Source organism: Vibrio lamellibrachiae (genome assembly GCF_050337265.1).
Classification (GTDB): Bacteria; Pseudomonadota; Gammaproteobacteria; order Enterobacterales; family Vibrionaceae; genus Vibrio; species Vibrio kyushuensis.
This window is the reverse complement of the sequence record NZ_JAKJSU010000012.1, coordinates 1-22,877: the sequence shown is the minus strand read 5'-3', so window position 1 is coordinate 22,877 and position 22,877 is coordinate 1. Positions and strand designations below refer to the sequence as shown.

22 protein-coding genes are annotated in these 22,877 nt (G+C 41.7%); 10 read left to right on the top strand and 12 right to left on the bottom strand.

The window, feature by feature from the left end; all coding sequences use genetic code 11:
* Positions 1–155: 155 nt before the first annotated feature.
* Together L4C54_RS19195 and L4C54_RS19190 are read left to right on the top strand one after the other, a co-directional pair.
* On the top strand, positions 156–818 hold the full coding sequence (locus L4C54_RS19195; RefSeq protein ID WP_428809405.1) for an NAD(P)H-binding protein: 663 nt from the start codon (positions 156–158) through the stop codon (positions 816–818).
* Between the two features lie 2 nt (positions 819–820).
* Positions 821–1,519, top strand: coding sequence for a type 1 glutamine amidotransferase domain-containing protein (locus tag L4C54_RS19190; RefSeq protein WP_428809404.1), 699 nt, complete (start codon positions 821–823; stop codon positions 1,517–1,519).
* A gap of 92 nt (positions 1,520–1,611) precedes the next feature.
* Here L4C54_RS19190 and L4C54_RS19185 read toward each other — a convergent pair whose 3' ends face one another.
* Positions 1,612–2,235 (bottom strand): putative adhesin, encoded by a 624-nt coding sequence (locus tag L4C54_RS19185; protein ID WP_428809523.1) that lies wholly within the window; start codon positions 2,233–2,235, stop codon positions 1,612–1,614.
* Positions 2,236–2,584: 349 nt separating this feature from the next.
* Here L4C54_RS19185 and L4C54_RS19180 point away from each other — a divergent pair, with 349 nt between their 5' ends.
* From L4C54_RS19180 to pepE, 3 genes are all read left to right on the top strand, one after another.
* The gene (locus tag L4C54_RS19180) at positions 2,585–3,442 is read left to right on the top strand and encodes a MurR/RpiR family transcriptional regulator (RefSeq protein ID WP_428809403.1); all 858 of its coding nucleotides are present in this window, start codon (positions 2,585–2,587) and stop codon (positions 3,440–3,442) included.
* Positions 3,443–3,569: 127 nt separating this feature from the next.
* Positions 3,570–4,931, top strand: a complete 1,362-nt coding sequence (gene dcuC, locus L4C54_RS19175; protein WP_428809402.1) for a C4-dicarboxylate transporter DcuC — start codon at positions 3,570–3,572, stop codon at positions 4,929–4,931.
* A 203-nt stretch (positions 4,932–5,134) separates the two neighbouring features.
* Positions 5,135–5,866, top strand: coding sequence for a dipeptidase PepE (gene pepE / locus L4C54_RS19170; protein ID WP_428809401.1), 732 nt, complete (start codon positions 5,135–5,137; stop codon positions 5,864–5,866).
* 47 nt (positions 5,867–5,913) lie between these two features.
* Here pepE and L4C54_RS19165 read toward each other — a convergent pair whose 3' ends face one another.
* Positions 5,914–7,197: a CHASE3 domain-containing protein gene (locus tag L4C54_RS19165; RefSeq protein WP_428809400.1), complete on the bottom strand. Its 1,284-nt coding sequence runs from the start codon at positions 7,195–7,197 to the stop codon at positions 5,914–5,916.
* A gap of 177 nt (positions 7,198–7,374) precedes the next feature.
* Complete coding sequence (locus L4C54_RS19160) at positions 7,375–7,815, bottom strand: Lrp/AsnC family transcriptional regulator (protein WP_428800695.1); 441 nt, start codon at positions 7,813–7,815, stop codon at positions 7,375–7,377.
* A 115-nt stretch (positions 7,816–7,930) separates the two neighbouring features.
* On the opposite strand from L4C54_RS19160, the gene L4C54_RS19155 reads away from it, so the two are divergent.
* Complete coding sequence (locus L4C54_RS19155; RefSeq protein ID WP_428809399.1) at positions 7,931–8,515, top strand: LysE family translocator; 585 nt, start codon at positions 7,931–7,933, stop codon at positions 8,513–8,515.
* An 86-nt stretch (positions 8,516–8,601) separates the two neighbouring features.
* Here L4C54_RS19155 and L4C54_RS19150 read toward each other — a convergent pair whose 3' ends face one another.
* The 5 genes from L4C54_RS19150 to L4C54_RS19130 form a co-directional block, all read right to left on the bottom strand.
* On the bottom strand, positions 8,602–10,215 hold the full coding sequence (locus tag L4C54_RS19150; RefSeq protein ID WP_428809398.1) for an MFS transporter: 1,614 nt from the start codon (positions 10,213–10,215) through the stop codon (positions 8,602–8,604).
* A gap of 207 nt (positions 10,216–10,422) precedes the next feature.
* On the bottom strand, positions 10,423–10,905 hold the full coding sequence (locus tag L4C54_RS19145) for a hypothetical protein (RefSeq protein WP_428809397.1): 483 nt from the start codon (positions 10,903–10,905) through the stop codon (positions 10,423–10,425).
* Positions 10,887–11,621, bottom strand: coding sequence for a winged helix-turn-helix domain-containing protein (locus tag L4C54_RS19140; protein WP_428809396.1), 735 nt, complete (start codon positions 11,619–11,621; stop codon positions 10,887–10,889). The genes L4C54_RS19145 and L4C54_RS19140 overlap by 19 nt, the downstream gene beginning before the upstream one ends.
* 56 nt (positions 11,622–11,677) lie before the next feature.
* Positions 11,678–12,163 carry a hypothetical protein gene (locus L4C54_RS19135; protein WP_428809395.1) on the bottom strand — a complete coding sequence of 162 codons (486 nt, stop codon included), beginning with the start codon at positions 12,161–12,163 and terminating at the stop codon, positions 11,678–11,680.
* Entirely contained in the window at positions 12,139–12,840 is a 702-nt protein-coding gene (locus L4C54_RS19130) for a winged helix-turn-helix domain-containing protein (protein ID WP_428809394.1), read from the bottom strand. The genes L4C54_RS19135 and L4C54_RS19130 overlap by 25 nt, the downstream gene beginning before the upstream one ends.
* 359 nt (positions 12,841–13,199) lie before the next feature.
* On the opposite strand from L4C54_RS19130, the gene L4C54_RS19125 reads away from it, so the two are divergent.
* Positions 13,200–14,900, top strand: a complete 1,701-nt coding sequence (locus tag L4C54_RS19125; protein WP_428809393.1) for an amidohydrolase — start codon at positions 13,200–13,202, stop codon at positions 14,898–14,900.
* Positions 14,901–14,993: 93 nt separating this feature from the next.
* Here the strand turns inward: L4C54_RS19125 and L4C54_RS19120 are convergent, their stop codons facing one another.
* On the bottom strand, positions 14,994–15,863 hold the full coding sequence (locus L4C54_RS19120; RefSeq protein WP_428809392.1) for a LysR family transcriptional regulator: 870 nt from the start codon (positions 15,861–15,863) through the stop codon (positions 14,994–14,996).
* Positions 15,864–16,070: 207 nt separating this feature from the next.
* Here L4C54_RS19120 and L4C54_RS19115 point away from each other — a divergent pair, with 207 nt between their 5' ends.
* The 3 genes from L4C54_RS19115 to L4C54_RS19105 all read left to right on the top strand — a co-directional run bounded on the left by L4C54_RS19115 (position 16,071) and on the right by L4C54_RS19105 (position 19,878).
* Positions 16,071–17,219 (top strand): S-(hydroxymethyl)glutathione dehydrogenase/class III alcohol dehydrogenase, encoded by a 1,149-nt coding sequence (locus tag L4C54_RS19115; protein WP_428800698.1) that lies wholly within the window; start codon positions 16,071–16,073, stop codon positions 17,217–17,219.
* Positions 17,220–17,352: 133 nt separating this feature from the next.
* Positions 17,353–18,192 carry an S-formylglutathione hydrolase gene (fghA, locus tag L4C54_RS19110; protein ID WP_428809391.1) on the top strand — a complete coding sequence of 280 codons (840 nt, stop codon included), beginning with the start codon at positions 17,353–17,355 and terminating at the stop codon, positions 18,190–18,192.
* Positions 18,193–18,357: 165 nt separating this feature from the next.
* Positions 18,358–19,878, top strand: a complete 1,521-nt coding sequence (locus tag L4C54_RS19105) for a DUF1254 domain-containing protein (protein WP_428809390.1) — start codon at positions 18,358–18,360, stop codon at positions 19,876–19,878.
* 99 nt (positions 19,879–19,977) lie between these two features.
* Here the strand turns inward: L4C54_RS19105 and L4C54_RS19100 are convergent, their stop codons facing one another.
* The 3 genes from L4C54_RS19100 to L4C54_RS19090 form a co-directional block, all read right to left on the bottom strand.
* The gene (locus L4C54_RS19100) at positions 19,978–20,376 is read right to left on the bottom strand and encodes an OsmC family protein (RefSeq protein ID WP_428809389.1); all 399 of its coding nucleotides are present in this window, start codon (positions 20,374–20,376) and stop codon (positions 19,978–19,980) included.
* 77 nt (positions 20,377–20,453) lie between these two features.
* Entirely contained in the window at positions 20,454–21,434 is a 981-nt protein-coding gene (locus L4C54_RS19095) for a Gfo/Idh/MocA family protein (RefSeq protein WP_428809388.1), read from the bottom strand.
* Between the two features lie 97 nt (positions 21,435–21,531).
* Entirely contained in the window at positions 21,532–22,503 is a 972-nt protein-coding gene (locus L4C54_RS19090) for an integron integrase (RefSeq protein WP_428809387.1), read from the bottom strand.
* Positions 22,504–22,877 lie beyond the last annotated feature (374 nt).

The window sequence follows — 22,877 nt, the reverse complement described above, 5'->3', positions numbered from 1 at the left end:
ACAATATCCTTATAAAACCTGCTCCAAACTAACTCTTTATTGTCAGAAAGACAAAACTGATTTGCCCCTTGTCATCTATTTCGGCCCAAGTTCACCCTGTATTGTCTCTTTAACGAGATTAGCAATTGAACTGAATTATAGAGAGGTAACCTTCCATGGAAAACAAAAAATTACTGATACTGGGCGGGTCTGGAGGCTGTGGAAAGTGGGCAGTTAAGATTGCTCAAGAGCGTGGATTTCAAGTAAGAGTCTTGATTCGCCCTGAGACACGCTATAGCGCACCAGAAGGTGTTGAAGTATTACGGGGGGAAGTACTGGATAAAGATGCGCTTGATAACGCAATGAAAGGCCAAGATGCAGTAATTTCATGCCTAGGGATCAAAAGAAAAAGTCCGGCAAACCCATGGTCAAAAGTTGTCTCTCCATCCAACTTAGCGCAAAGCAGCGGAAAAAACATCGTTGATTCAATGAAGAAACATCAGGTCAACCGTATCGTTGTTGTCAGCGCCGCAGGTGTCGGTAATAGCTTTGATAGAGTCAGCCCACTGATGAGGCTGATTATTCGTAACAGTAACGTACAGATCACATTCAATGACTTCGATAATATGGAACAAATACTTGCTAAAAGTAATATAGATAGCCTAGCCGTGCGTCCAGTCGGGCTTGTAGATAAACAACAAAACAAGTCAGCATCATTGGTTAACCGCTTTACTATTGGCTCTCAAATTTCAAAACGAGACGTGGCCACTTGGATGTTAGATGCGATTGAACGTCCTGACCCATTCACGACTAAAACAGAAATGATCGGTTGGAGTTAATTATGATGAAAAATGCACTAGTGATCGCTACGAATCATTCACACGTTAAGAAAGAAAATATCGTTCCGACAGGGTTATGGCTATCGGAGTTGACTCACTTCTATGATGAGTTTGAGCAAGCGGGCTATCACATTGATGTTGTAAGCCCCAAGGGGGGAGAAATACCCATTGATAAACGTAGCTTAGGTTTTTTTGTCTTGGATAAAGCAACAAAGTCACGCTACCAAGATTCAGCCTTTATGTCTCAATTGGCATATTCAAAGTCTCTCACTGAGATCGATTGGAAGTTATACGATATCGTCTATGTTGCTGGCGGCCATGGTGCAATGTGGGACTTAGTCGACAATAAAGAACTTCAAACGATTATAAGCAAAATGTTTGAAGCGGGTAAGGTTGTTTCAGCCGTTTGCCATGGCGTAGCAGCCTTACAAAACGTAAAGCTTAGCAACGGTGATTATCTAATCAAAGGTAAAAAAGGAACCGGATTTCCTTACTTTGACGAAACCATTGCAGGTGCCAAGAGCTTCGTCCCTTATAACCTAGAAAAAGTGCTAAGAAGTCGCGGTATGAGTTTCAGTAAAGCGCTATTTCCTCTTGCTGGGCATTCTGTGGTTGATGGAAAACTTATCACAGGGCAAAATCCGAACTCAACAGTTCAAACAGCGCAAAAGGCATTAGAGATGCTTCACGCAAATAGATAACGCTACCCTTAAATCGTTACATCTGTGATGTTGTAACCATTAAGCAAAACAAAGGCGACCATCAAGATCGCCTAAACGTTATTCAGTATGCATTAACCAAAAATAGATGAACCACGCGGAATCGGGTTTTGTTGGCCAGAGTTAGTTCCATTCTCAAAGCCTCTACAGAACGAACAATGAATATGATCGTATTTTAATCCTGCATCCTGAACTGCTTTTACTGTTTCATAAAATGTAGGTGGCGTACCGCAAGAGCGATTTCGAATCGTCAGCACGTCCATTTGCACACTGCCATTGTGCTGCATTAGAAAGCTTTGAACGGTAGTATCATCTAGCTTCAGCACATCTCGATAATAGGACTCTAAATCGTGCATTCCTTTAGCGATATATGCATAGGTTTCAGCTTCATCAGAAGCTTGATATTTTGACAAAACATAGTCATGACTCAGAGCAGAATTACTAATTACTTGTCGTGGCTCGACATAACCCGAGGCGAGCTTTCGAATATCCATTGAACCACCTTGGGTAAAGCCATGTTCACAATAAAATGAAAAGTTTTGCCCATATTTCAATTTAATAGGCTTTTTACTGGAGGTTCTCCCGTGAGCGCTAATAATAAGATGAGTTGACGTCGCTTTCCCTTTATTTTTGGACCACAAGTACAAATGGCCCCCTATTTCGTGTTTTGCAAAAATTGCCCCTTTAGGCACCTTCATAGGCATATCGATTATCCTTAACTGTCCCATGTGAAACTACCGCTACAAGTAAATTCACTAATCCATTGATTAGTAATTATATGTTGGATTTATCATTCACCTCGGACTATCACGCTGTTGCATTTGAAAACTGTGATATGCAATCATACTTACACTCATTTTATTGCGCCAGGTCAAGGTCCATATTGTATGTGCGACCCATTAACCTCTTGATATTCATATCCTATTGAGGAATTAATCATTTAAAATTCGTTAGATCACACTTTGATTATGGGAAAAAATCTTTCCCTTGTTCCCACCTATTGATGACGAGACAATTCTTTTCAAGAACAGAGGAAGGAGTCATTACATGAATAGGCAAGAGTTTATAAAATCAGTTAATACTATTGATGCTTTAACCGAATCTGAAAAGCAGATTGTCGAGTACTTTACTTGTCAGTTTGAAATGTTACCTTTTGCCAAAATTAATGATTTATGCAGCCAAATCGGTATTGGAAAAGCCACATTAGGGCGTTTCTTACAGCGGTTGGGTTTTAATGGTTTTCTCGACTTCAAAAAAGCAGTAACCGATGATCTCATTCTAGATCTCAGCATTCCTATCGACCGATGCAATAATAAATCTACATCGAGTTCTCTTTCATGTTTAATCGAAGAGCACAAAAAAGAACTTCTTGATAATATAGAAGAAACCTATCGTGATTTAAATGACACTAAGTTAGAACAGGCGACGACACACTTACTCAATGACAGCGGAAAACTCTACGTCATTGGTAGTGCGTCAGCAGAAGCTTTAGCCAATTACTTTTACCTGCTAGCCCGCTACTTAAGAAATGATGTTGTACTATTAAAAGCCGATTCATCAACACTTCCGCACCAGCTTGCCGACGTCACAGATAAAGACACTCTTCTTGCACTTTCGTATCATCGATTTTCAACGACCTCGGTAAAAGTCGTTCGATGGTTTAGCAACGTGGGTGGGAAAACTGTCGTCATTACTGATCAAGAAGTGAATCCCTTCGTATCATACAGCGATATACAAATTCGAGCCGCCAGTGAAAGCAGTGCAATATTTAATAATCGTGCCGCAGGCTTCTCTATCATCGAATTATTAATTAAAAGTATGTCTAACCGTTCAAATGACAAACATCGTTTCGACAAAATGGAAGGACTATTTAAAGAATTTAGTATCTTTAAAAATAACGTTTAGTAATTACTTAAAGCTAGCCATCAACTAGCGATATTCACCATTTAATAAACACCTAATTTATTTGGGCGGAACAAACTCGCTTAAATAAAACCAATTAATTCCACAATATATTTATAAGGGTAGAAATATGGTTACTTTTTTAGCACTACCGATTATTTTTTCCGTCGGATACTTTGTTGTAAAGAAATACAATACACAAGCGGTTTTATTTTTAGCAGGCTTAATGATGATCGCTTTGGGCGTGATGGACGGGGCTTCCGACTTCATTCCTAAGGGGGGTAAACCAACAGGCTCTGTTATCGTTGATTTCTTTGAGGTGATCACCGTCCTCTCATCTTCTACCCTCTCCAAGCTGGGTCTTATCATCATGGCCGTTGGGGGTTTCTCTCGTTATATGAGCCACATTGGCGCTGCGAATGCGATGGTACAAATAGCGACTAAGCCACTGTCAAAAATCAAAAATCCATATGTCGTGCTTGCACTTGCCTATATTATTGGACAGCTAATCAATGTCTTTATCCCTAGCGCCACAGGACTAGCACTATTACTGCTTGTTGCAATGTACCCTGTTTTGGTGGGTGTTGGATGTAACCCCGCGGCAGCCGCTGCCGTTGTGGCGACTACAGGTTGTTTAGATTTAGGGCCTGCATCATCAGCGGTAAATAAAGCAGCAGAAGTCTCTGGTATCGATGTAGCCACCTACTTTGTTAGCTACCAATTGGTCGTTTCTATCATCGCAATGATTGTCATTGCTGTACTGCACTTTGTTTGTCAAAAACACTTTGATAAAAAGGACGAAGAAAACGGCGTTACTCATGAATTTAGCCTTAAAAGTAAAGAGCATCGTGAAGCACCAAAATGGTTCGCTATTCTGCCCGTGCTACCCCTAGCGCTGCTGCTAACGTTCAGTAAATTTGCCATTACTAGCGTTAAAATGAATGTCGTCACCGCGATGTTTATCGCCCTATTTGTCGGTATGGTATGCGACTACATTTACACACGTGACGCCAAAAAAGTCAGCGCTTCACTTAAAGTGTATTTGGAAGGTATGGGCGCGGTATTCGCAAGCGTTGTTAGTTTGATCATCGCTGCTCAAACCTTTGTTTCGGGTCTATCGACTATCGGCTTCATTGACTTGCTATTAGACAGCGCCGCTAACGCAGGGTTTGGTTACATTGCTATGGTGCTTGTATTGGTTGCTATTATTGCAATCGTTACTCTACTTTCGGGGTCAGGTAATGCTTCGTTCTTTAGTTTCTCAAATCTAGCGCCCGATGTTGCAGCTCAAGTCGGTACAGCAGCCGCAACAGTTGCGCTTCCAATGCAGTTAGCTTCGGGTCTAATGCGTTCTGCCTCTCCTGTAGCAGGCGTGGTTATTGCCTGTGCTGGCGTGGCGAATGTATCACCGATAGAGCTTGCTAAGCGTACCGCTATTCCAATGCTAGGCGGTTTAGTAACGGTACTTATTTGCTCTCAAATTTTGCTTTAGAGAATAAATAGCACTATCAAAAAGCTGAAATTACAAAAACTTAAATTTCACAAAACAACACAGTAATAGAAAGTGTTAGGGTTGGATGAAAACCTTAAGGTCCTAAACGAACCTAAGCTTCCAACCCTACTAATTATAAGTAACTGATGGTTTTTACTTTCAACTAACTACCCAAGACGTCGAATAATTAAGGCTATATAACTATGAACGTACTGCTATTAAGTAACGGAAAAATCGCTGGAAATACGAATCTTCTCGAGTTCGGCTACCCTTGGATAAAGCCGATGATTGAAAAAACTGAAGCAAAAAGAATTCTGTTTATCCCGTACGCGATGATTCGTGGAGATTACGACGAACGCACTCAACTTCTTAACGAAAGCTTAGGGCAGTTTGGCTGTGAAGTTACCGGTATACATACCTGTAAAGATCCTGTTGCTGCCATTGCTGAATATGATGGCATCGTAGTCAGTGGAGGTAATACTTGGGTACTGAATAAAATGCTTCATGATCTTGGACTTGTACGTCCAATTCGTAATGCTATTTTGAAAGAGAAGAAACTTTATATCGGCTGGAGTGCAGGTACCAATATCGCCTCACCGACCATTAGAACAACTAACGACATGCCTATTGTGACCGCTGCTATTTTGCCAGCGCTTAATATCATCCCTTTCCAAATTAACCCTCACTACATTGAAGCGAGTGTTTCTGGCCACATGGGGGAAACAAGAGATGAACGTATTCAAGAGTTCTTGATTATGAACCCGAGCGAATTCGTTGTCGCTATTCCTGAAGGCTCTCTTCTTAAATTGGAAGATGATCAACTCTCATACCATGCTGCAGAGAACCGCGTGATGAAGGTATTTTCACACGAACAACCAACGGAATCATATAATTCCGACAGTGATTTGACTGAATACTTAAATCACGGATGTTGATCTTACGAGGTTAAAGAAATGCAAAAAGGTGGTCTTGGGACCACCTTTTATGCGGGTGGAGTATAAATGACGTAATCACACCCATTAGCTTTCTTAGCTTCAAACATTGCGACATCGGCATAGTGAATAAGGCTTTGCCCATCATGGCTATGATCTGGGGAGATTGAAACGCCAATACTGAGGGTGATATCAAGCAGTAAATCTTTCGCAACAAACTTAGGTTCAAAGGCTGATATGATTTTTTGGACGACCAACTCAATTTCCGATTCCATATTAATCTGCTTAACAAGAATCACAAACTCATCACCACCCACTCTAAATACCGAGTCATTCGAGCGAACTGCTGACGTTAAGCGCCTTCCAACTTCTATCAGAACAACGTCTCCTACTTCGTGGCCATATTCATCATTTATGGGTTTGAACTTATTTAAATCAATGTAAAACAGGGCCAATTTTGATTCTGTGACTCTTGAGTGTGCCACTTCTTCGAGAATTTCATTATCCAATGTCTTTCTGTCTTTTAAGCCCGTTAACCCATCGTGAATTGACTCATAATGTAATCGCTCTGCACGTTCATGGACTTGCGAACTCATGGAATAGAAACTGGATAGTAATACTCCCATTTCATCTTTTGGGACATGGTCTGAGATGCTTAACATCTCTCCTTTTTTCATTTTCTCAGTATTCGCTAGCAGCACTTTCAAAGGAGCAAATAGACGGTCATGGACAAAAACATAAGTGATAATCGAAAATAAGGTAAAGAATACAATTTCGATAACCTGAATAAGTTTTATATACCCATCTAATTCATCTAAGCGCTTTCTTCTTTCCTCTAGCAAAGCCTCTTCAAATTGAACGAATTCTGCCATGATTAAACGTATTTTCCCCATGTGAATTTTTCCGTTATTTTGACGGACCATATTTATCGCATCGGCTAGATTCCCTTCATCTGCACGCTTAATTGTTTCGGCTAACTCATCAAATTTCAAAGTAATATGATTTGTTACTTCATCAATTCTCTCTTTCTGCTCGGGGTTATTAGATGTCAATTTTTTCAGGCGATGTACCTCCCCCAAGGCTTCTATTCGACCAACATGATAAGGCTCTAGGTACTCTGGATTTATCGTTAAGAGGAATCCACGCTGGCCAGTCTCTGCATCTTTCATTGCACTAAGAAGCAACTGAGAATGGTAAATAACACTATTGGTATGATTGACCCAACGGACTCTATCGTCACTGTGGGACTCAAGGAAATAAAACAGAATGGAGTTGCCGATTGATGCAGCAAACAGAATAAATAATATGATGGTTAGCTTTAACCGTACACTCATGGGCAATTAGAGCTCTAACGTTTGATGATAAAACGAGAAACGGGTAATGCAACCTACCATATTCCCTTATGAACCTTTAGCTTAGTAGAGTCACTCTAGAAGTGCATAGTAGATTGAATAGATTGCTTTTCCGACTAAATTGAGTTGAGAAAAGGAATATGGCTCGTAAAGCTTTAGCTATCGCTCATCTTTAGGTGATCCCATAACCACCATAGTCGAGATTGATTTCACATGTTTACACTCACCCAGTACATCCGAGTGAATTCGTTTATAACTAGATAATGAGTTGGTCTCTACGCGTAGTAAATACTCATTTGCTCCGGTGATGTTATGACATTCCACCACTTCATCGACAAACCTTACATGCTCTTCAAACTCAAGTTGCGCTTTTTTTCCATGACTCGCTAAGCCGATCGAAACATACGCGATAAAGCCGATTCCTAATGGCTCTCCATTTAGTATCGCACGATACCCTTTAATCACTTCAGTCCGCTCTAGTTCTTGTACTCGGCGTAGCGTTGCTGAAGGCGATAAACCCACACGATCGGATAGATCAACATTGGAGATTCGCCCATCACTTTTCAGCTCTTGCAATATTCTTTCGTCAAACTTGTCCATACGCTACTTTATTGCTCAATAAATTCAATATCACTCAATAAAAACACAAAATTGCGCCCAATTCTACTTAACATTGTGTTTAACAAATGAACAAGAATTAAAACGGAGTAATTTAATGGAATTAGAACAGCTTGGGGCTCTACTACTTTTTGCCTTTGTATCGACCTTTACCCCTGGGCCAAATAACATCATGTTGATGACATCGGGCGCAAACGTAGGATTTGCTCGTACCATTCCGCACATGCTGGGTATCGCCTTAGGTTTCGCTTTTATGGTGATACTGGTTGGCGTAGGCTTAATAGGGATATTTAATGCTTATCCCATCAGCCACCAGATTTTGAAATACGTAAGTTTGGCTTATCTGGTCTACCTAGCAGCCAAGATCGCAATGAGTGGGCGAGCTAAAGAAGTTGAAGGCTTTAAACCTCTCACTTTTATAGGCGCAGCCAGTTTTCAGTGGGTAAACCCAAAAGGTTGGTCTATGGCGTTAAGCGCAGTGACACTGTTTAGCAGTGGGGGTGCTTGGTTTGAATTGGGGATTATTGCCATCGCCTTCACCCTCGCTAATATTCCTTCAGTCAGCTTCTGGACATTCGCTGGGCAAAAACTTCAGCATTGGTTAACAACCCCAATACGTATTCGCAGTTTCAACGTTTCAATGGCCGTTCTGCTTATCGCATCTACTGTTCCGATGATTTGATTTGATGAAATAAAAAACCCTCAGACGCGATGCCTGAGGGTTGAACTATCAAGAATGCTTAACTTAAAGTAAGAACCTATCTATAACTATTCTTTACCCATCAGCGAACGTTGAGGCAGTTTAGAACATAACATTAATCCACCAAACATCATGACAAGTAGACCAATCAGAGCATTATGTACTGAGCTTAAACGTGACTCAGCCATCAGTGTTACAACGATTTGTTGCTCCTCTACGTCTGGAATCAGGTCAGCCATTAGATCAATAGCCATAGCGTTCGATACGAATGGAAGAGATGGCTGTTCCATAACAAGAGCTTTAGTCTCGTAAGAAAGCTGTTCACTTGCTTCTACTTTGCTGTGGATTTCACCTGTTAATGAAAACAGCATGATTGAACCTAAAATCGCCACACCAAATGCTTGACCAATGTTACGAGAAGTGGCTTGGATACCACCAGATTGCTGAGCTTCTTTTTCTGACAGCGCATCAGTAACAACAATTGAAGCCTGAGATGCAAGTAGACCTGCGCCAGCACCAAATACCATCAACGAAACATATTGCCAGAACGTAATGCCTTCAAGAGTGAAGCCAAGGAACATTAGCGCAGTACCCGCCGCCGCAGTAATGAAACCAATTTGGCAAATACGCTGACAGCTCATATTACTAAGAAGAGCAGGAGTACCAAGAGAACCAATCATCATGCCCAAAGCAAACGCACACAGTGCCATACCTGAAGCAAATGCACTCATACCAGCGACTAACTGCATGTAAGAGATATTAATAAAACCAGTTGCACCAAATAGTAGGAATATAACCGCGCAAAGAACTAGACCAACAACAACTTGTGGGTTCTTGAGGTAAGATTCTGGAAGTAGAGGTGTACCACCATTCGCTTCAAATTTACGCTCCCAGATCATTAGCACTTTCAATGTAATGAAACCAAATATAACAGTAGGGATAGCAGGAGAAATACCGAAAACGGTTAGATCAGTAAATGGCGTCACTAAACCCCACTCTGAGATTTTTAGAAGACCGGTAACAAACGCGAGAAGACCAACACCTGCAAGTAAAATACCGACAATGTCTAGCTTACCTTCAAATGGCGTTCTCTCTAGCTCTGGTAGTTTACACGCACCCAGCGCAACGATTGAGCAGTAAACACCTAGCACCATAAATGCCGCTTGGAAGCTAAATTTATCTAAAATAACACCAAAAATAAGAGGCGTTAAAGCACTTGCAAGGCCAATAAGAGCCGCAATTGCAGAGAAAGCAATCGCTTGATCTTTACCCTTATAGATACCACACACGTTGGCTAACACCGCTGGTATCATTAAACACGCACCCAGTCCCGATAGAACACGAGCACCGTAATTCAGAACGTCCATATTTGGCGCAAAAGCAGCACCAAACGCAGACAGTGCCATTAAAGAAGCACCAATGATCATTTGGCGTTTCCAGCCAATAATAAGACCAGTCAAACCACCAGCAATCATGCCTGCACCCGCGATGAGAGGGTACATAGCGTTTGCCATTTGGATGTCTGACATGGTTGCACCATGAAGTGCAATAAGCGCTTCTGTAGAGATGGCTAAGCCTGAGTTATCTGCCATGGTTGAAAACTGGGCCGCTAGAAGGACGATAAGTGGGAACCACTTTGCCATACCTACGTTAGCCGGCGCTTGAGCCGCTTGTGTTGTCATTTTTATTACCTTTTGTATCGGGCTCAAACAAAGTGAAAAGCCCAGTGTTATTGAAAGAGCAATCCAATTTGCATAATTCATCCGTTAAAAGGATTACAACAGGAGTCAATAACACTGCATAAACAAAAAAAGTAATAGAAACACAGACCAACTGAAACTAAATGAAATAGGTATAAATCTAAAATCTGGCGGCAAAATAATTATAAATCATCTCCGGAGAATCATCGTTAAACTGGTTTCGCTGTTATAACGAACATCAACAAGAAGCGTATCCTTGTCTTCAAGTTTCCAAGCCTCTAGAGTCAATAACCCGCTCATCGCGGGAGGTGCCAATTGGCTTCTTTTCTCGAACTTATCGAGTCCAAATAATTCACGGTCAACTAACTTAAGATGAACTCTGCCCGAATCATTTTCCAATACCTTAATTCGTGCATCATATATAAAGTTACCTAACTCCGGAGATCCTATCAGTTCGGAGCTTACTGAAATTCGTTGCTCTTCTTTCGTAATAAAAAGAGACACATCATTCATTATATCTTGCCCATTATATTGGCTAGTAAACTTTCCATGCCAAGTCCCACTATTAGACTGAAGCGAGTTAATGGATGTTTGATGGACTTGAAAGCCAAGAAAAAAGCTAAAGCACAGAAAAGCAATCGCTGGTAAAACACCTAATCTACGAAATGACATTTAAGCGTATCCCCTACTGATTCACACAACTTGTACCCATATTGATCTTTGAATACAAAGTAGCTTGTTGGACCTTCTATCAATGGCAGCTTTTCGAGATCTTCTGCTGTTGCAGAAAACATTATCCAATGTCCTTTGTACAATGACTTATCTTGCCCAGACGATATTGACATTGAAAGTAAAAAACCCAAAACAAATGCGCTAATCAAACCGACAATTAGCCTAAATGCCACCTGCTTGCTGTTACTCGTTTTGTTCTTAGTCTCAATACCGTCAAGATCTTTTATTGAAGGTAATATTGCGGCTTCCATCAACTCATCATTATCGTTATCTAAAGGGCCTATTGCCCCTTTTTTCACATCTCGAGCGTCCCTTTCCTTTAATCCTTCAGTTATAATTGGTTGGATGGATAATACATACCCTTGTTTTGGAATGGTTCGAATAAGTTCACGATCAGTGTCTAGCAAAGAGTCTCGCAATCCCTTCACTGTTTGATTGATGGTCGCATTGGTTGCGTATGAATTGCTCCACAAGCGTTGTTCTATCGCTTGTCGTGACAATATTTCAGGAAATGATTCAACTAAAGCGGTGAATAGGTTTGCTTCCATCGCTCGAAGTCGAATAACGTCTTGTTTAAATTTAACAATGCCGGATGTGACAGAGTAACGATATTCTCCAATTTGATAAATTGGAGGTTCAAAAGTATGACTACTCATAAATAAAGCCTGCTCTTTAAGTTCAACAACTTAGTTAGATACACGAGAATAAAAAGTTACAGTTTGGTCAATTGAGCGACATTCACTCCACGGATGTCATAACCAGTTAATAGCAAACTATCTTGGCCATCATAATCCCAGACTTCTAACGTTAAGATTGACGAAATTGAAGACAGCGTGACGTTCGTTTTTTCTTCAAAGTGAGCCAGTCGATTCGAATTCCTATAAACCACTTCGAATCTCACTTTTCCTTCCTCTATTGATAATACTTTTAACTTTGCGTCAAACACTGTATTAGTTGATGTAGGAACCTCCATCACTTGAGTGTTGACAGAGGTACGATAATCTCCTTTATGTAGCAACAGCCTAATCGTTGACTTTGTGGTTACGCCATTTACATCAAACTCAACAATACCGTACCAGTCTCCAGATAGTTCAGCGAGAGGGTCATTCCTATAATCTCCCCATTGAGCCCCTAATAAATATCCTACTGATACCACCAATAAAGCAACGAAAACTAATCCAATTTTTTTCTTCGACATTCGAGCCCTCTCTCTATCGGATTACAAATGTGATAACCAATTTTCCCTTTAGAAACGATGGATTTTTGATCCAATTCAATCAACCCAAGCTGCTTTAGTTCATCTTCGCTTGAATCAAATAGTATCTGATGACCATGATAATAGTGGCTGGTATAAGGTTTCAGCTCCAAAGTGGTATTCACTACCCCAACTAAAAAGGCGGCTATAGATAATGAACTTAGGATGATTAGCTCACTTTTTCGTACTTTAGCGCTGCTGGCTTGGCTGATATTAGGTGCTGGTTTTTCCTGTAAGTCCGTTCGTTCTGCATTCGTTCTTTCAGTAAGTGGTTCAGGTTCTGCCAATGACTCTTTTAGTATGGGCTGTACTGACAGTAGGTATCCTTTCTTAGGAATAGTTCTGATAAAAGTACGTTCGCCATCCTTTAAACACGTTCTTAATCCTCTCACTGTCTGATTAATGGTGGCATTTGCTTCGTATAAATCTTTCCAAATAGACTTCTCTATTTCCTCTCTCGACAGAACCTCAGGGAATTTATCAATCATTGCTTGGAATAACATTGCTTCTCTGGGTCTTAGCCGTAAAATTTTATTGTCAAACTTCACCACTCCAGAAGACGTTGAAAATAGATAATCACCAATTTGATAAATAGGCGGCTCTAACTTAAGACTGACCATTCACTTACCTTCTATTGAGCCTGTTGGGGAAGAAGCACATATTTGGCTTCTTATTCAATGCCGCTCAATGTTATCAAACCCTCCCCTTTAAAATACGGGACAAGATCAAAGTATCCCTCTACATGCTGATAACACTGTCATCTAAGAAAAATCAAGATTAATGATGGAATTTCCTTTGTAAACAATAATTTAATGTTTGGTGTTTTTTCTTATTTCATTACGTTTTATTTAATTTACTTTTATTTGGCTCGCCCGAGATCTCCCATAAATGCACTCTGATTAACGATCGAGCATCAAGCATTGAGCAATCGTTTGACGCTACTTTTACCCTATACATTTATTCTAATTATGGAGTTCATATGACAACAAGCAACACATTAAAGCCAGGTCTTGCGTACAGCCAAGATGTCGTCATTTATAAGGCAAATATTCTTACAGTCAATGAAGCTCAACCTACAGCGGATGTGGTAGCAGTAAAAGATGGAAAAATTTTAGCTGTTGGTAGTCAACAGCAAGTGGAATCTGAAATTGAAGAATTAGGATTAGACTTCACTATAAACTCAGATTTTTGTGAAAACACATTAGTACCTGGCTTTGTCGAAGCGCACATGCATCCAACTGTCGTAGCACTATTTACTGCTCGATTCGGTTATGTGGGCCAAATTGAACGTAAAGGTGCAGAAGGAAAAACACTTTTTGCTAGTCTTACTAAAGAAGAATTGCAAGCAACGATTAAAGGTCATGTCACCGCGCACAACGACGCAGGTAAAAAAGGAGAATGGTTAAACCTTTGGGGTCTGGACCCGTTACTTATTCAAGGTGACATTCTAGTCGGAAAAGACTTCTTAGATGAAATCTGTTCCGACTCACCGATTATGATAATGCATACGTCTTGTCATGTTTCTTCGTTCAATAGCTTAGCCATTGAGAAAACTGGATTCACTATTGAAGATAATCCTGAGTTCGTTCGTCAAGAAGGTGGCCAGTTAACTGGAGAAGTGTGCGAAATTCCAGACATGAGCCGTGCGCAGATTGCTGGCGCGATGAATTTTGGTACTCCAGAAGATTCATTAGCTGCAATGCTTTCATACGGAGATACAACAAGTCGTCTAGGCCTAACGACTATGTCAGACTGTGGGATGGGTGTCCCTGCTAACCCTTACCCTTTATACCAAGCAATCTCACAAATGCCGCACTTTAAATCTAGAATAGCGGCCTATCCTTTAATTCCATTTTTCAGTGGTGAACAAATTAAAGAAATGGAAGAAGTCAGTAATGACCGTTTATTCATCAACAAAGTTAAATATCTTGGCACCGATGGTTCAATTCCCGGTTTTACAGCAAGACTGAAAGAAGGGGATACTTACTATAATGGCAACGCCAACGGACCATTCATTAACTCCCTAGAGAAAATGTACGACGACATGTTTGCCGCTCACAAGCTAGGCTACAGCGTATCGCTACACTGTAACGGTGAAGGCATGACAATTGCAGCTCTAGATATGTTTGAAAAAATGCAAAAAGAGTGCCCTCAGCCAAACGTACGCCACTGTTTAGAACACAACCAGATGGTAACGCCAGAGCTAATGGATCGTATGAATGAGCTTGGTGTGGTTCATAACCTATTTGGCACTCACATTACGTTCTGGGGCGACATCCACGCTTCAACGACTGTTGGTCCAGAAAGAGCTAAAACGCTAAATCCATTCCAAACATCGGTGAAAAAAGACGTTCCGTTTGCTATTCACTGTGATGATGCGGTAACTCAAGTAAACCCAATCTTTATGATGTGGAGTGCAATGAACCGCCAGTGCATCTACTCAGGTACGGTTTACGGTGAAGATGAGTGCTTAACTGCTGAACAAGCACTTCACGCATTAACATTAGGCCCTGCTTACCTAATGGAACAAGAAAACATGATTGGCTCAATCGAAGTTGGAAAACTCGCGGATTTCGCTATCTTAGACAAAAACCCGCTAACAACAGACAAAGCTGACATCAAAGACATCAAAGTCTCAGCCACTGTTTTAGGTGGTCAAGTCTTCGACTACCGTCACTAATCACGCGTAACCCATATATACGTAATAAAGCTCCACTTCACCCCTGAAGCTGGAGCTTTTTTGTTCTTGAAGTACTATTGCATTTCAACTTGATTAACTTAGACGCTCACTTAAAAAGTCTATTAACAAACGTACTTTAGGTGATAAGTTCCTATTCTGAGGATACACCGCCCAAATACCTTCTTTGTCGTCTCGATAATCACTGAGCACTTCCACCAACTCACCGCACGACAAGGCATCATTGACATAGTAATCAGGCAGCTGAACCAAACCTAAATCACGTTTGGCTGCGTCTAAAAGCGATAAGCCACTGTTGCATTTTATTCTGCCAGTTACTCTTACCGCTCTCTCTTTACCTTGATCTTTGAAACGCCAGTGTTCAAATGAACCAATCAAGCAACTGTGATGATTGAGCTCTGATAACGTGTGCGGCTCCCCACTACGTTCTAAGTAAGTCGGGCTTGCGCAAACATAGAGTTGGCGTGACGATAATCGTTTGGCAATTAAGCTTGAGTCTTCTAATCGACCTAAACGGATTGCGACATCGACACCTTGTTCAATCAAATCCAACTTTTGATTCGTTAAATGAAGATCAAGATCCACCTGTGGATACTGTTCTAAAAACAGATGCAGAAGTGGAGCAAGGTGAGTTTCGCCATAAGTCACAGGCGCTGTAATTTTTAATAGCCCTTTTGGTGAGCTTTGCATTTGTGTCACAGCGATCTCGGCAAGTTCTAACCCTTCTACCAAATGCTTACACTGTTGGAAATATAGCTGCCCCGCTTCCGACAACGTTACTTTGCGTGTCGTTCGATGCAGTAGTTTAACGGCAAGCCTATCTTCAAGGGCTGAGACTCGACGACTGATTTGAGCCACTGATGTGTTTAGCTTTTTCGCCGCTCCAGTGAAGCTATTTGTTTCTGACACAGCAACAAACTCGCTGACCCCTTCCCAATTCGCCATATCGCCCCTCTATTTATTTTTTATTACAAGTTACTTCAATTATTACAAATGCGTAAAAATCATTTTCATTTTAACCGGATTATCATCAAATGAGAAATATATATAATGAGTCCAACAAAACAAGAGAGCGGATTACAAAAAGCTTTACTAAGCTTTATTCTCAGCAAAATGAGTCGCCGCCAAAACACTACACAAAAGGAACATCAAATGACGCTTGAAATCAAACCGGGTCAAACTTCTATTAAATCAAAAGCTATGGTCGCTTGGGCGGCAGGCGAACCTCTTAAGATGGAAGAAGTGGATGTACAACTTCCAAAAGCAGGCGAAGTATTAGTTCGTATCGTCGCTACTGGTGTTTGTCACACTGATGCATTCACATTATCTGGTGACGATCCAGAAGGTATCTTCCCTTCTATCTTAGGTCACGAAGGTGGCGGCATCGTTGAAATGATCGGTGAAGGCGTGACTAGCGTTGAGATCGGCGACCACGTGATTCCACTTTACACCGCAGAGTGTGGTGAGTGTAAATTCTGTAAATCTGGTAAAACGAACCTTTGCCAAGCAGTACGTGAAACCCAAGGTAAAGGCCTAATGCCAGACGGAACAAGCCGTTTCTCTATTAACGGTGAGACAATCTTCCACTACATGGGTTGTTCTACGTTCTCTGAGTACACGGTACTTCCTGAAATTTCATTGGCAAAAGTATCTAAAGAAGCACCTCTTGAAGAGGTATGTCTTCTTGGTTGTGGCGTAACAACGGGCATGGGCGCTGTACTTAATACTGCAAAAGTTGAAGAAGGCGATAACGTTGCTGTCTTTGGTCTTGGTGGTATTGGTCTTTCAGCAATCATCGGTGCTCGTATGGCTGGCGCTAAGATCATCATTGGTGTTGATATTAACGAGAGCAAATTTGAGCTTGCTAAGCAACTTGGCGCAACTCACTGCATCAACCCTCAGAAATTCGACAAGCCAATCCAAGAAGTCATTGTTGATATGACAGACGGCGGTGTTGAGTACTCTTTCGAGTGTATTGGTAACGTGAACGTTATGCGTCAAGCACTTGAGTGTTGCCATAAAGGTTGGGGCGAATCTGTCATCATTGGTGTTGCTGGTGCTGGCCAAGAGATCTCAACTCGCCCATTCCAGCTTGTGACTGGTCGCGTATGGCGTGGTTCTGCTTTCGGTGGTGTTAAAGGCCGCTCTGAGCTTCCAGAAATCGTTAACCGTTACATGGCAGGTGAATTCGGCTTACAAGAGTTCATCACCCATACTATGGGCTTGCAAGACGTAAACGAAGCGTTTGAGCTAATGCACAAAGGTGAATCTATCCGTACTGTTCTACATATGGATAAGTAAACTGAACTAACCTAATAAACGCCTTGGCCCTCTCTTTGTAATTCTCTTTGTGATTAAGAAGAAAGACAAGGCGTTTTTATTGTTCACACTTCCCGTTTATGACACTCAAACCCTTCTGATCGATGGAACCGTTATGACAATTGAAAACATCAGCCAAGCCAAAGTTGCAGGCGGTTGGCACAAGCAGTTTACCCATGAATCAACAACGCTAAATTGCTCAATGCGATTTGCTATTTTCCTGCCGCCTAACGCGACTAAATCGGCACCCGTTCCGGTACTTTATTGGTTGTCTGGCCTGACTTGTACTGACGAAAACTTCATGCAAAAAGCAGGGGCATTTCAAAAAGCCGCAGAGCTGGGTATTGCGATTGTTGCGCCAGATACTAGCCCTCGTGGTGACGATGTTGCCGATGATGATGGCTACGACTTAGGCAAAGGGGCGGGGTTTTATCTTAATGCCACGCAGCAGCCATGGGCTTCGCATTACCATATGTATGACTACGTGACGAAAGAGCTTCCTGAGCTTATTGAAAACACATTCCCTGTGAGCAGTGTGAAATCTATCTCAGGCCACAGTATGGGTGGGCATGGCGCTTTGACTATCGGGCTTAAAAACCCAGAGCAATACCGTTCTATTTCCGCATTTAGCCCAATTAGCCACCCTACTTCGTGCCCTTGGGGACAAAAAGCGTTCAATGCCTATTTGGGAATGAACAGAGATGAATGGAAGCAGTACGACGCAACTGAACTTCTTAGTGGCGCTCAATCACCTTTGCCAATTTTGGTCGATCAAGGTGACGCTGATAACTTTTTAGCCGAACAGCTAAAACCAGAGTTATTGATTGAAGCAGCCAAGAAGCATCAGTCGCCTTTAGAGTTAAGAATGCAGCCGGGTTACGATCACAGCTATTTCTTCATCTCTAGCTTTATTGGCGAGCACCTAAGCTTTCACGCCAAGCACCTTAATGTCTAGTTAATGCATTCGATATGCCACGCTTTTACCCCGAACATAAAAGTGTGGCTATTAATATTCAATAAGATACACATCCCACTGCTCAATTGTGAGCCTAGCCGATATCAAAATTGTTGCTTAAAGTAAGATACAGTCAGCAGTATCAAAATATCTTTAGGAGCACTTATGATGAAAACTCGATTAAAAGCGTTGGCCATAGCGTCAACTATCCTCTTCAGTGGCTACTCATTTGCTGCGACAGAGAACTACAATACAGATATTCCAACGAGTATCATGACACCCGATACTGTAGAAACGAGCCTCGGAACCTTAGAGTTTAAAGATGGTGTACCAACAACCGACACAACTCAAAAACTCTACGATAACTTAGACACGTTAAGAGCAACTGAAGTGTTCCTAAATGCAATCCCTATGGCCTCCATTGAAGCGATAAGAATTGGACATGAAGAACTCGGAGTTACCCACTCTAACCAGGTTGTTCTATTTGATAAGCTGATGGACTCTAACCCGCTCTTTTTAACGGGTAATACCGACACCGTTTACGCTTCGGCCTTTCTTGATTTAGAACGTGATGGTCCGACGGTTATTGAAGTGCCACCAGGCATGGGGCCAACTACAGTAAACGACGCTTTCTTCCGTTTCGTAACTGATTTAGGTGTCGTCGGTCCGGATAAAGGCAAAGGCGGTAAATACCTCGTTTTACCACCAAATTACAAAGGTGAGGTTCCTGAAGGGTACTTTGTTTCCACCTCCACCAGCTACACCAACTGGTTTATTGCGCGTGGCTTTTTAAAAGACGGCAAGCCGGACTCTGCGGTTAACGATTTCAAATCACAGCTTAAAATCTACCCATTAGCGAGTAAATCTAAGCAGCCAAAAATGGAGTTTATTTCCGGAAGTGGCAAATCATTCAACACTGTTCACGCCAACAATGAGCATTTCTATGACGAGATCAAGCCTGTTCTCGACAAAGAACCTGTAAGTTTTATTGACCCTGAACTACGCGGCTTAATGACGAGTATTGGAATACAAAAAGATAAACCTTTTGAGCCTGATGCTCGTATGCAAAAGATACTGAAAGATGGTGTAGCGATTGGTAACGCAACCGCACGTAGCCTCTATTTCCACCCGAGAGATAAGGCCGCATACAAATACGACAATAAGCGTTGGAAAACAGCCTTTATTGGTGGCGACTACCAGTGGTTGATTGATGAAGGTAAAGGCGGACGCAATTTAGATGCGCGTACTTACTTCTTCTATATCGCAACGGTTAACACGCCAGCAATGGCATTGAAGTTGATTGATAAAGGTTCACAGTACGCCCTGTCTGACCAATCTAAAGATGGACAATTTTTAGATGGCGGGAAAACATACAAACTGAATATTCCAGCGAATGTGCCCGCGAAAAACTTCTGGTCTATTGTAGCGTATGATCCTCAAACTCGTTCAGAGCTACAAACGAGCCAACCTTTCCCGAGCAAGAACAACAAGCGTGATGACTTTATTGAAAATAGCGACGGTTCTGTTGATCTTTACTTTGGCCCTAAAGCGCCAAAAGGGAAAGAAACGAATTGGATAGAAACTGTACCTGGTAAAGGTTGGTTTACCATTCTTCGCCTCTATGGGCCGCAAGAAGCTTGGTATGACAAGTCATGGCAACCGGGTGATATTGAACTGGTGAAATAACTAACAGCGTAGAAAATCAAAAGGGTTCACCTCTTTAAATTAAAGAGGTGAACCCTTTTTTTATATATCGTGCTGGCTTTATAAACGCTATAAGCGGATTTAAACGATTTCCCAGCTGTGCGTCATTTCAATACCTTCACCAAGCATTAAACAAACCGAGCAATATTTTTCTAGTGAGTCAGCCGCGACTTTAGCAACAGTTTCAGCGTCTAAAGATTCACCAGACACTTCAAAGTGAACATTCACTTGAGTAAAAATACGCGGTGCAGTTTCACGACGCTCGGTGGTCAACTTAGCCACACAACCCGTCACCTTCTGGCCCGCTTCCTTTAACCCGTCAACCACATCAACAGAGCTACAACCACCCGCAGCCATTAATACCATTTCCATTGGGCTTGGTGCTGTCGCGCCGCCGTTACCATCCATCACAATTGAATGACCCGATTGTGATTGGCCAAGGAATTTAAAATCTTCTATCCACTTTACTTCAGCTTGCATCTTTACGTCTCACTACTACAAATCTTAGTGCGAAAGATAACAGGTATTAGTACAGCTCAACAAGTTTAAACACTCTCCTACTCTGCATCAGTTGGAAAAACGACGCCCGTTTGTCTACGTATTTCAGTTAACGCTTTTGAAACCAAGAGCGAACGACTTACCCCACGTTCATCCATCGCCTTTTCTTCATATTGTTTCGCAAAGGCGGCCGCCTCATAAAACATTCGATTTGGAACTTGCTCTACACTCAAGTCTTGTTTGTCCCCTCCTCTCGTCAATTTAGTCACCCGATTGCAAAGAGAGATCATATCCACCTGTAATGCCGCCTCTTCACCTTGGAACTCACTCGGCAAATATGAATCACTGATTTTAGAGTGACTGATCACGACATCAAACCCATCATATTGAAATATCACGCTGCCATTACCGTCAACGCCAGATTCAAGCAGGTGCGCTTGGGCGTTAATCGAGACAGGTTCGCCGAACAGGGCAATAGCTGCTCCCACACAGTAGTAACCAATATCCATAATGGAGCCGTTCGAGAATTCTGGATTAAACGTATTTGGATTTTCACCATTGAGGTACTTCGGGTAGCGAGAAGAGAATTGGCAGTAACTAATAGTGGCCTTTCTCAAAGCGCCAATCTGCGTTAGTTGCCTCTCCAATACATGGAAATTAGGCAGATGCGGTGTCATAAACGCCTCAAATAATACCACTCCATTTTCGCGTGCTGTTTGGTACAACTCCTGAGCCAGCACATAATTGGATGCCAACGGCTTCTCACATATCACGTGTTTACCGGATTTCAACAACTGCTTAGTTTGAGGTGCATGATAAGAGTTCGGGCTCGCAATATAGACCACATCAATTAACGTTGATTCTGCCAGTTCTTCAAAATCGGTAAACAACTTAGGCGACGCATATTTTTCAGAAAATCTTTGAGCACTTTCAAGGCTTCGAGAATACACGCCTGAAAGTTCATATAGACCAGTCTGCAAAGCGGCTTCAATAAATTGATCGGTAATCCAGTTTGTTCCTATTACTGCAAGTCGAATCATGAGTGGTTTACCTTTTAATAGAGTGAGCACAAAGAATACGGTGTAAGCTCAAGCGAGTTCAAGGAATTCAACATGTTTTATTTTGCTGCGAGTGGAGCTATTGACTAAACAGCTGAGATAACGGGCTTTTGACGCCACTTGCGCCTCTATCAATGACATGGGTGTAGATTTGCGTTGTTTTCACATCAGTATGACCAAGTTGTTCTTGTACAGTTCTGATATCTGCACCACTTTCTAGTAAATGGGTAGCAAATGAATGGCGCAATGTGTGGCATGAAACGTTCTTATCAATCTTTGCCGTTTTAGCCGCGAGTTTAACGGCTTTTTGAACGCTTGTTTCATTAATGTGATGACGACGACAAAGCGATGAAACGGGATCAACTGAGCGCCTTATGGAGGGGAACAAATACTGCCAGTTAAGGTCGTTATTGGCATTAGGGTACTTTCGCTCCATTGCATCAGGTAACCAAACGCCTGAATAATCATGCTGTACTTTGTCTTGCTTCCAAATTTGTTTCACTTGCTCTTGTTGGTGACTAAGTGACGGTATTAATTCTCTAGCCAAAGTCACAATACGATTCTTATTTCCTTTTGCCCTCCATATGCGCAGAGCAGAATATTCAAAATCAATATCTTGAAAGCGTAATCTTAAACATTCCATCAAACGCAGCCCTGATCCGTACATAAGCTGTAGTGGTAATAAATGTGTGGGGCTGACATTGGCAAGTAACCTACTCACTTCACTTTGAGTTAATACCGTAGGTAGCTTCTTTCCTTTAGCTGACTTTCGAAAGCGGATATCCACATCAATTGGGGCAGCTAGGATATGTTTATACAGAAACACCAAAGCATTCAGTGCTAAGCATTGTGTGCGAGCCGCCATGTTTCTCCCTGTAATAAGATGAGATAGAAACGCTTCAACCTCAGCAACACCCAACTCCTTAGGATGCTTCTTGTCGTTGTAAATAATGAACTGAACAATCCAATAGATGTACGCTTCAATCGTTCTTTTTGCGTAATGACGTGACGCCATATAGTGCTGAATATAAGTCAAAAATGGTGATTTCATCACAACCCTCACATACTGTTAATTTATACAGACAAAACTGTAGCGAGGATTAATTCTGTTATACGGAAAGATTCCGTATTTTGTGATGAGCAACCAGTTTAATAATTCGTAGTACACTGATTTACATAACTATCTGGATTACCATGGTTAGATTCTAAATAATTAGAAGGCGGTAGCGTGGATTACTATACGGAATTAGTCCGTCTATAAAGCTACATGGACTCCCTCTTTTGTCAACAATAGCTACCGCTGACAACAGTGGATCGGACAGCAGCTCTACATACGGTGTTTCGTCGGAATCTATCCGTCACCCTGATGATATTCGCTTGATGCTGACCTAATTCGTTAGGCAGTATTGTCTACTTGCTTTATAG